Source organism: Sutterella sp., from assembly GCF_052272535.1.
GTDB lineage: Bacteria > Pseudomonadota > Gammaproteobacteria > Burkholderiales > Burkholderiaceae_F > Sutterella.
Genome location: NZ_DAVZJY010000089.1, coordinates 1 through 8975, shown reverse-complemented (window position 1 = coordinate 8975; position 8975 = coordinate 1). Strand labels below are relative to the sequence as shown.

Annotated in this window: 5 protein-coding genes and 5 tRNA genes; 2 read left to right on the top strand and 8 right to left on the bottom strand. The window is 69.6% G+C overall.

What is annotated here, in order from left to right:
* The 3 genes from ACT6Y9_RS05985 to ACT6Y9_RS05975 all read right to left on the bottom strand — a co-directional run.
* Positions 1 to 1835 (bottom strand): FAD-dependent oxidoreductase (locus tag ACT6Y9_RS05985; protein WP_443743854.1); only part of this gene is annotated, 1835 nt, incomplete at its 3' end.
* Entirely contained in the window at positions 1828 to 3330 is a 1503-nt protein-coding gene (glpK, locus tag ACT6Y9_RS05980) for a glycerol kinase GlpK (protein WP_443743853.1), read from the bottom strand. The genes glpK and ACT6Y9_RS05985, both read right to left, overlap by 8 nt.
* 163 nt (positions 3331 to 3493) lie before the next feature.
* Entirely contained in the window at positions 3494 to 4273 is a 780-nt protein-coding gene (locus tag ACT6Y9_RS05975; protein ID WP_295480348.1) for a hypothetical protein, read from the bottom strand.
* A 596-nt stretch (positions 4274 to 4869) separates the two neighbouring features.
* Between ACT6Y9_RS05975 and ACT6Y9_RS05970 the strand changes: the two genes are divergently transcribed.
* A complete protein-coding gene (locus tag ACT6Y9_RS05970; RefSeq protein WP_295480346.1) occupies positions 4870 to 5169 on the top strand; it encodes an HPF/RaiA family ribosome-associated protein in 300 nt (99 codons plus the stop codon).
* A 160-nt stretch (positions 5170 to 5329) separates the two neighbouring features.
* Here the strand turns inward: ACT6Y9_RS05970 and ACT6Y9_RS05965 are convergent.
* The 5 genes from ACT6Y9_RS05965 to ACT6Y9_RS05945 all read right to left on the bottom strand — a co-directional run bounded on the left by ACT6Y9_RS05965 (position 5330) and on the right by ACT6Y9_RS05945 (position 5857).
* Positions 5330 to 5405, bottom strand: a tRNA-Ala gene (locus tag ACT6Y9_RS05965).
* 40 nt (positions 5406 to 5445) lie between these two features.
* A tRNA-Glu gene (locus ACT6Y9_RS05960) sits at positions 5446 to 5521 on the bottom strand.
* Between the two features lie 8 nt (positions 5522 to 5529).
* A tRNA-Ala gene (locus ACT6Y9_RS05955) sits at positions 5530 to 5605 on the bottom strand.
* A gap of 92 nt (positions 5606 to 5697) precedes the next feature.
* Positions 5698 to 5773, bottom strand: a tRNA-Glu gene (locus tag ACT6Y9_RS05950).
* Positions 5774 to 5781: 8 nt separating this feature from the next.
* Positions 5782 to 5857 (bottom strand) — tRNA-Ala (locus ACT6Y9_RS05945).
* A gap of 171 nt (positions 5858 to 6028) precedes the next feature.
* On the opposite strand from ACT6Y9_RS05945, the gene uvrA reads away from it, so the two are divergent.
* Positions 6029 to 8975: excinuclease ABC subunit UvrA (gene uvrA, locus ACT6Y9_RS05940; protein ID WP_443743852.1), on the top strand; the 2947-nt coding region annotated here is incomplete at its 3' end.

Here is an 8975-nt window from a genome sequence, read left to right as displayed (position 1 = left end):
TCGGCCGCGGCCTTCTCGACGGCGCGCTCGAGGGCGGCGGTCATCTCGGCCGGATCGGGCTCGCCCGCATCCTCGACGGGCTTCGCCGCGGGGGTCTGCGCGGGCTCTTCGGACTTCTCCTCCCCGCCGGCCTCCTGCGTCTTCACGGGCGCTTCGGCGGCTTCAGGACGGACGGCGGACGCCGGCTCGGCGACGCCTTCGGCCTCCGCCTTGGGGGCTTCAGGAGCGGACGCGACCTCGACGGGCGCGGGCGCGGGGGTGGGCGCAGGCGCGGGAGTCGGTTCGGCCGGGACCTCGACCACGGGTTCGGGCGCCGGCACGGGCTCGAGCTCGTAGGGCTCGCCCGCAAGGGCGGCCGCGACGATCGGCATGAGCTTCGCCGTGCGCTCGGCGTTCATCTGTCCGAGGCGCAGACGGCGGTAGAGCACGTCCTCGGCCGTGCGGGCGCCTTCGTTGTCGCGCGACCAGAGCGCGTATTCGACCACTTCGGCGTCGGCGCCCGGCCCCATGGCCGCGGCCTTCTCGATCTTCTCGACGCGCGCGGCGCCGTAGACCGGATCGTCGGCGATCGGGAGGGTCTTCGTGACGCACAGGCGCGGCTTGACGAGGTGGCTCGTCGTCGCCTCGAGCATCGCGTCCTCGGCCATGCGGCGGTAGCTCGTCCACTTGCCGCCCGCGACCGTGATCATGTTGCCGAACTCGGGGATGACGGCGTGTTCGCGCGAGGCCTTGGCGGTCGAGCCGTCCGCGCTCTCGGGCGCGCGCAGCAGGGGGCGCAGCCCCGCGAAGGACGCGCGGACGTCGGCGCGCGTCACCGGGCGGGCGAGGTACCCCGAGGCGGTCTCGAGGATGAAGGCGATCTCCTCTTCGGAGGCTTCGGGATGCATGTCGGGCTCGCGCTGCTCGACGTCGGTCGTGCCGACGAGCGTCATGTCGTGCCAGGGGATGCAGAAGAGCACGCGGCCGTCGCGGGTCTTCGGGATGAGCATGCCCGCCTCGCCCGGGAGGAACTCGCGCTCGAGGAGCACGTGCGAGCCGCGCGAGCAGCGCAGGATCGAGGCGGCGTTGGGGTCCACGAGGCGGCGCACGGCGTCGGTCCACACGCCCGAGCAGTTGAAGTAGCACCGCGCGCGGATGCGGTGCGTCTCGCCCGTCTCGGCGTCGGTCGCCGTGATCGACTGGATGAGGCCGCGGTCGCGCTCGACCGCGGTGACGGGGAAGTAGTTGAGGCAGGCCGCGCCTTCGCGGTGCGCCGTGCGGATGAGCGCGACGTTTAGGCGCGCGTCGTCGAACTGCGCGTCGTAGAACTCGACCCCGCCGAGAAGCCCCTCGGTCTTCACGCCGGGCAGGCGCGCCGCGGCCTCGGCGGGCTTCAGGGCGCGCGTGCGCCCGAGCGAGGCCTTGCCGGCCATCGCCGCGTAGATCCCGAGCCCGACCGTGTAGATCTCGCGCTCGTACTTCTTGAAGCACGGCAGCACGAAGGGTTCGGCGTGCACGAGGTGCGGGGCGTTCTCGATGAGGATCTTGCGCTCATGGAGCGCTTCGCAGACGAGCCCCCAGTCGCGGGGGTTCTTCATGTAGCGCACGCCGCCGTGGATGAGCTTCGTCGAACGCGAGGAGGTGCCCGCGGAGAAGTCCTGCGCGTCGAGGATCAGGGTCGAGAGGCCGCGCGAGGCGGCGTCCACGGCGATCCCGGCGCCCGTCGCGCCCGCGCCGATCACGACCACGTCCCAGACGGGGTCCGCCTTCACGCGCGCGATCATCTCCGCGCGGTCAAGGGGAAGAAGGGGCTTCGTTGCGGCTTCGGCCGCAGTCGTCTTGCCAGCATCAGTCATGATCAATATTCCATTTGCGGGCGCGGCTCACGGCGCGCGCCCATTGGTTCATCAAAAATCCTCTCCGGTCGGCCGACATCGCCGGCTCGAAGACGCGTTCGGCGCGCCAGAGCGAGGCGATCTCCTCCGTGTCCGACCAGAACCCGCAGGCGAGCCCGGCGAGGTACGCCGCGCCCAAGGCCGTGGTTTCCGTCTGGGCGGGCCGGATCACCGGCACGCCCGTAATGTCCGCCTGGAACTGCATGAGCAGATCGTTGCGCGAGGCGCCGCCGTCGGCGCGCAGCTCCGTCACCGGGTGCGTGGCGTCGCGCGCCATCGCATCGAGCACCTCGGCGCTCTGGAAGGCGATCGCCTCGAGGGCGGCGCGGACGATGTGCGCGCGCTTCGTGCCGCGCGTGAGGCCGATGAGGCAGCCGCGGGCGTCCGGATCCCAGTGCGGGGCGCCGAGCCCCGCGAAGGCGGGGACGAAGTAGACGCCGCCCGTGTCGGGGACGCTTCTCGCGAGCGGCTCGATCTCGGCCGACGTGCGCACGAACCCCATTTCGTCGCGCAGCCACTGCACGACCGCGCCCGCGACGAAGACGCTCCCTTCGAGCGCATAGGCGGGGCGCCGCCCTTCGAGCCGGAAGGCCGCGGTGGTGATCAGGCGGCTCACGCTCGGACGCGGCTCCGCGCCGATGTTCATCAGCAGGAACCCACCCGTGCCGTAGGTGTTCTTGACGGTGCCGGGGGTGAAGCACGCCTCGCCGAAGGCCGCCGCCTGCTGGTCGCCCGCAATGCCCGTCACGGGCACCACCCCGCCGAACCACTCCGGATCGGTGAGGGCGGCCGCGCCGGAGCTCGGCACGATCTGCGGCAGCATCGCCGGCGGAATGCCGAAGAGCGCGAGCAGCTCGTCGTCCCACTGGCCCGAGCGTAGGTCGCAGAGCAGCGTCCTCGAGGCGTTCGTGACGTCGGTCGCGTGCACCGCGCCCTTCGTGAGCTTCCAGAGCAACCACGCGTCCACGGTGCCGAAGAGGAGCTCTCCGCACTCGGCGCGGCGCCGCGCGCCCGGCACGTGGTCGAGGATCCAGCCGATCTTCGTCGCGGAGAAGTAGGGGTCGAGCCGCAGGCCGGTCTTGCCGGCGACGAGGGGTTCGAGCCCCTCGGCCTCGAGCGCCTCGACGCGCGCCTTCGTGCGCCGGTCCTGCCAGACGAGGGCGGGCGCGACGGGCTCGCCCGTCAGGCGGTCCCAGACCACGGTCGTTTCGCGCTGGTTGGCGATCGCAACGGCGGCGAGGTCCGCCGCGCAGAGCCCGGCGCGGCGGAGCGCCTCGCGGGCGACGGCGAGCTGGCTCTCCCAGATCTCGACCGGATCGTGCTCGACCCAACCCGGGCGCGGATAGCGCTGCGTGATCTCGCGCTGCGCGAGCGCGACGGCGTCGCCCGAGCGGTCGAAGATGAGCGCGCGCGAGCTCGTAGTACCCTGATCGAGCGCAAGGATGTACTGCTGCATGAGAGGCCGCCAGAGCGGTTCATAAAAAAGCCCCGGAATCTTCCGGGGCTTCTTCTTCGAAGGCGGAGTTCCGTCCGTCTTCATTCTAGGGAATCCGTTCCGGCGGCCGGCTTAAGGTTCGGCATCGCCGGAGCTGAGGGGAATCCCGCAGAGGCGGAGCGGCTTACTTCGCTTCCGCGGCGGCTTCGGGCGCCTTCTCTTCGAACTTCTCCTCGGCCTTCTCCTCGCCGGCCGCTTCCGGGGCCTCCTCGGCCTCGGCGGCGTCGCCGTAGACGGCGTCCTCGACGTCGTCCTCCTCGACGTCGCCGCCGAAGATCTGCGCGGCCTCTTCAGGCTCGACCGCTTCCGGAGCGGCGGGCTTGACGGCGTCGAGCTTCACGACGCGCGCGGCGTCGATCAGAAGGCGCAGGGCCTGGTTGACCGCCTCGGGGCTGCCGAAGAAGTCGGCGATGTCGCTGTCGATGCGCACCATCGCGTTCTGCGCGAACTCGCTCCTCTCGGCGAAGCGGCGCGTGTCGTAGGCGCGGGCGCGGGGGCCAGAGCGCACGCCGAAGTCCTCGCGCGGGCCGCGGGAGCCTTCGAAGCGGCGGCCGCCGGGCTTGCGGTCGAAGCGCGGACGATCACCGAACTCACGGCGCTCGCCGAAAGGCTTGCGCTCGCCGAAGGGCTTCCTGTCGCCGAAGTCGCGGCGGTCCGAGCGCTCGAAGCGCGGACGGTCGCCGAACTCACGGCGTTCGCCGAAGTCGCGGCGCTCACCGAAGGGCTTGCGCTCGCCGAAGGGCTTCCTGTCGCCGAAGTCGCGGCGGTCCGAACGCTCGAAGCGCTCGGAGCGTTCCGAACGGTCGAAGCGGTCGAAGCGGCCGCCGCGGCGGTCGCCCTGTTCATCATCACCAAAGGAGCGGCGCGGACCCTTGTCCTGCCAAGGCTTGCGATCCATGGACATGTCTGTTGTCTCTTTCTTAAAAAATGTTGTCTTTCGCTCCGCACCGCGCGGCTTGAAGCCGCGGCGGGCATGCGGCGGAGCGCTTTCGGGGCGCTTCAGGCCCCCTTCTTCGTCGTCTTTTCGCCCCCCGGCTGCCCGGAGGAACGCGTGCGGCGCCGTATGCGCCGCCTCCCACCAATCAATTCATATTCCGGCGCGTTCAGGGCGGCGTCGGGAGACGACTCCCGACGCGTCCCTCGAGGCCGGACGCATCTTTCGCAAATGGAACGCTCGCCCGGGCGTCCGCCCGTCCAAAGCGGCCCGCGAGGGGGCCGCCCGCAGGGGACGCAGGCTTTTCTCAATCTGACGGATGAAAGCCGTTCGAGAACTTCGGTGCTCTAGGACGCATGCCGTGGTCCGTCTCGAACGCGCGCGTATTTTAATGGATGCGGAGCACCCCAACGCGTCTTTTAGGGGCATTTGCGACTTGGGACAAATTCGGATGCCGCAGAGCCCCCAACCGGCCCGGAAACGGATACACTTTGATTTAAGAACACCGAAGGAAGTTTTCCTCCGGCAATTCTCACCAGCTCAGAACAACAAAAAGCGAGGTTCCTATGGCTGCTCAGATCATCTTTCATGGCATCAACCGCTCCCCCGCCGTCGAAACGGCCGTGAACGAGAAGCTCGCCGGACTCACCAAGTTCGACAACCAGCTCGGGCCCTGCAAGGTTACCGTCTCTCAGGAAGGCCACCAGACGATGGGCGCCTTCACGATCCGCATCGACCTCACGGTCTCGGGCCGCAATCTGATCGTCACCCGCACGAACCAGGACGTGATGGCCGCGCTCAACGACGCGTTCGACACCGTCCGCCGCGGCGTCGTCGAAGAGGCCGACAAGCGCCGTCAGCGCTGACGTCTTCGACCCTCACCAAGCGCCCGGCCCCCGGTCCGGGCCGCCGCATCGAGGCCGCCGTCCCGTGAAGGAACGCGCGGCCTTTTTGCACCCCGCGTCCGGCCGGGCCGAAGGCAAAAAAATCCTGAAGGATCTGCGGACCCTTCAGGACTTCCTTGTTTGGTGGAGGATAGCGGGATCGAACCGCTGACCTCTTGCATGCCATGCAAGCGCTCTCCCAGCTGAGCTAATCCCCCGAAACCGGAGCAGATTGTCAATCAGAACGCTTCGAGACTGTGGCGTCCCCACGGGGATTCGAACCCCGGTACCAACCGTGAAAGGGTTGTGTCCTAGGCCTCTAGACGATAGGGACCTGAATTCTGGTGGAGGATAGCGGGATCGAACCGCTGACCTCTTGCATGCCATGCAAGCGCTCTCCCAGCTGAGCTAATCCCCCGGGTGTTCTGATTGTTCTTTGCGCAGTCCTTGATGAACTGCGCAGGAGGAGGCCGCCCAAGCGCTCTATCGCACTCGACGCGGCTTCAATCCTGGCGTCCCCACGGGGATTCGAACCCCGGTACCAACCGTGAAAGGGTTGTGTCCTAGGCCTCTAGACGATAGGGACCTGAATTCTGGTGGAGGATAGCGGGATCGAACCGCTGACCTCTTGCATGCCATGCAAGCGCTCTCCCAGCTGAGCTAATCCCCCCGAATCGGAGAAAGCGGATTATGCATAAGAATTTGCATCTTGGCAAGAGTTTGGAAGCGATTTGTTACATATTGATGCACCCGAAGGTCCGGCGGCCCGGCGGCGGCGCCATGCCCGCCGATTCGGCTAAATTGAAGCTCCCGACGATTCATCCGTCCGAGACAAGCCCAGATGACGCAAGAGAAAGAGACCGGCGCCGCCCTTCCGGAAGTCCCCGCGATCCGCATCCGCGGGGCCGAGCAGAACAACCTCAAGAACCTCGACCTCGACATTCCCGTCGGGACGTTCACGGTGGTGACGGGGCTCTCCGGGTCGGGCAAAAGTTCGCTCGTCTTCGACACGCTCTACGCCGAAGGGCAGCGCCGCTACGTCGAGACCTTCTCGCCCTACGCGCGCCAGTTCCTCGACCGCATGGACCGCCCGAAGGTGCGCTCGATCGAGGGCGTGCCGCCCGCGATCGCGATCGACCAGAACGCGGTGATCCGCACGTCGCGCTCCACCGTCGGGACGATGACGGAGGTGAACGACCGCCTGAAGCTGCTCTTTGCGCGCACGGCCGAGTGCTTCTGCCCGAGGGACGGCTCGCGGGTCGCCGACTTCTCGCCCGCCTCCGTCTGGGAGGACGTGCGCGCCCGCTTCGAAGGGCGCGACCTCCTCGAAGCGCGCGCCGCGGTCGCCTTCGAGCGCTTCGTGCCGAAGGCGCTCCCCGTCGAGACCGCCGAGGCGGCGCTCTCCGCGCAGGGCTTCACCCGGATCATCGCGCGCGAAGCGCGCGCCGACGGCGTGCTCCTCACGGTCGCCGCGGACCGCTGGCGCCCCTCGCGCGTCGAGCGCGCCCGGGCGGTGGAAGCCGTCGAGACGGCGCTCGCGCGCGGCGAAGGCGCCGTCTCCTTCTGGATCGAAGGGGAGGACGGCGCCTTTACGCGCTTCGCGCGCTACGCCCTCGGGCGCACCTGCCCCGAATGCGGCTGGCATTCGGCCGACCCGAAGCCCGCCGCCTTCAGCTTCAATTCGCCCGTCGGCGCCTGCTCGGTCTGCCGCGGCTTCGGGCGTGTGATCAGCACCGACCTCGACCTCGTGATCCCGGACCGCACGAAGACGCTCGAGGAGGACGCCGTCAAGCCCTTCTCGACCAAGTCCTTCTCCGAATGCAAGACCGACATGCTGCGCGCCTGCCGGCGCCTCGGCATCGCCACCGACGTCCCCTACGGCGAGCTCCCGGCGCAGGCGCGCCGCATCATCGAGGAGGGCGAGCCCGGCTGGACGGGCGACTGGGCCCGCGAGTGGTACGGCATCGGACGCTTCTTCGAGTGGCTCGAGACGAAGAACTACAAGATGCACGTGCGCGTGATGCTCTCGCGCTACCGCGCCTACCGCCCGTGCCCGGCCTGCTCGGGCGCGCGCCTCAAGCCCGAGGCGCTCGCCTGGCGCGTGGGCGCGCCCGGAGACCGGGAGGCGCTCGAGCGGAAGACGGGCGTCCCGACGCCGGTCGTGCGCCCCGTCGGGAGCTCCCTCACGGAGGCGGCGTGCCGGGCGCTTCCGGGCTTCAACTTCCACGAGCTCATGCTGCTCCCCGTCTCGGCGCTCCTCGCCTTCCTCGAAGGGCTGCGCGGGCGGCCGCACGACGCGGCCGCGGAGCTCGTGCTCTCGGAATGCCTCTCGCGCCTCGAGTTCCTCCGCGACGTCGGCCTCGGCTACCTCACGCTCAACCGCCAGGGCCGCACGCTCTCCGGGGGCGAGGTGCAGCGCGTCAACCTCACGACCGCCCTCGGCGCCAACCTCGTCAACACGCTCTTCGTGCTCGACGAGCCTTCGATCGGCCTTCATCCGCGCGACATGGACCGCGTCAACGCGATCCTCAGGCGCCTCACCGCGGCGGGCAACACCCTCGTGGTGGTCGAGCACGACCCGCAGGTGATGCTCGCGGGCGGGCGGCTGATCGACCTCGGTCCGGGCGCAGGCGCCGCGGGCGGCCGGATCATCTACGAGGGCGACGCGCGCGGCGCGCTCACGGCGCCCACGGAAACCGGCGCCTACCTTTCGGGCAGAAAGCGCATCACGCGCAAGGCACTTCCCGTCGCGCCCGAGGGCCCCGCGCTCACGCTGATGCACGCGACGACAAACAACCTGCGCGACCTCACGGTCCGCTTCCCCCTCGGGCGCCTCATCGCCGTCGCGGGTGTCTCGGGTTCGGGGAAGAGCTCCCTCATCGCCGACACGCTCGTTCCGGCGCTCGAGCGCCGTCTCTCGGGCGCCGTCTCCTTCACGCCCGAAGAGGACGACGAGGCGCCGCGCCCGGCGCCGCGCGAGCCCGTGAGGCTCACGGGCGAACTTCCCGCGGCCGTCGAATTCGTGGACCAGAGCTCGCTCGGGCGCACGACGCGCGGCAACCCGGCGAGCTACGTCGGCGCCTTCACGGCGGTGCGCGAATTCTTCGGCGCATCGCCCGAAGCGATCGCCGCGGGCCTCAAGCCCGGCGACTTCTCCTTCAATTCAGGCGCGGGCCGCTGCCCGCGCTGCGCGGGCACGGGTTGGGAGCACGTTGAGATGCAGTTCCTCTCGGACGTCTACCTCCCCTGCCCGGCCTGCGGCGGCAGGCGCTATCAGGAGAAAATCCTGCGCATCCGCCCGGCGCTCGACGACGGCAAGCCCCGCAGCATCGCCGACGTGCTCGACATGACCGTCGACGAAGCGGTGGAAGCCTTCGCCCGGCATCCCGCCGTCGTGCGCTCCCTGAAGGTGCTGCAGCTCACCGGCCTCGGCTACCTGCGGCTCGGCCAGCCCCTCACGACGCTCTCCGGGGGCGAGCGGCAGCGCCTCAAGCTCTCCGCGCGCATCGCCGAGGGCGTGCCCGCCGCGCACGGCGCCGCCGGGAAGCTCTTCGTCTTCGACGAACCGACGACGGGACTGCACTTCGCCGACGTCGCGCGCCTCGTGGACGTCTTCGACCGGCTCACCGCCATGGGCCACACGGTGGTTGTGATCGAGCACAACCTCGACGTGATCGGGTGCGCCGACTGGGTGATCGAACTCGGCCCCGAAGGGGGTGCCGCCGGCGGCGACGTGGTCTTCTCCGGCACGCCCGAGGCGATGTCGGCCGCGGGCACTCTCACGGGGC

Excerpts from the sequence above, each read along its gene's own strand:
- glpK (WP_443743853.1), bottom strand. The coding sequence starts at position 3,330 with ATGCAGCAGTACATCCTTGCGCTCGATCAGGGTACTACGAGCTCGCGC.
- ACT6Y9_RS05975 (WP_295480348.1), bottom strand. The coding sequence starts at position 4,273 with ATGTCCATGGATCGCAAGCCTTGGCAGGACAAGGGTCCGCGCCGCTCC.
- ACT6Y9_RS05970 (WP_295480346.1), top strand. The coding sequence starts at position 4,870 with ATGGCTGCTCAGATCATCTTTCATGGCATCAACCGCTCCCCCGCCGTC.